A 321-nucleotide genomic window follows, 5' to 3' on the forward strand; every position below is an offset into this window, starting at 1 on the left:
AAATGATACTGGAAGGCGCAGATAACGCGGCAAGCAATCATGTTGAACCGGGGGAATTGTGGCTTGATGAGCGTATATTTGCTCAGCTAGAAGTTGAGATAGGTGACAATGTCACGATAGGCGATGCCGATTTAACAATCACAGGGCGTATCGCGCAAGAACCGGGCTTGAGTTTTAACCCTTTCCAACAAATGCCTGCAGTTCTGATTCACAATAACGATGTTGAAGCGACAGGCGCAATCCAACCAGGTAGCCGCGTTAGCTTTAGATTGTTTTTAAATGGTGATGAATCGAAACTCAAAGCAGCACAAGACAGTATCG

At 45.8% G+C, this 321-nt stretch carries 1 pseudogene; it reads left to right on the plus strand.

Annotated features, from left to right (window positions below):
- Nucleotides 1–321: pseudogene (locus AB4496_RS05090) on the plus strand (ABC transporter permease); the annotation flags it as partial.

It is taken from the genome of Vibrio sp. 10N.222.46.A1, from assembly GCF_041473595.1.
Classification (GTDB): Bacteria; Pseudomonadota; Gammaproteobacteria; order Enterobacterales; family Vibrionaceae; genus Vibrio; species Vibrio tasmaniensis_A.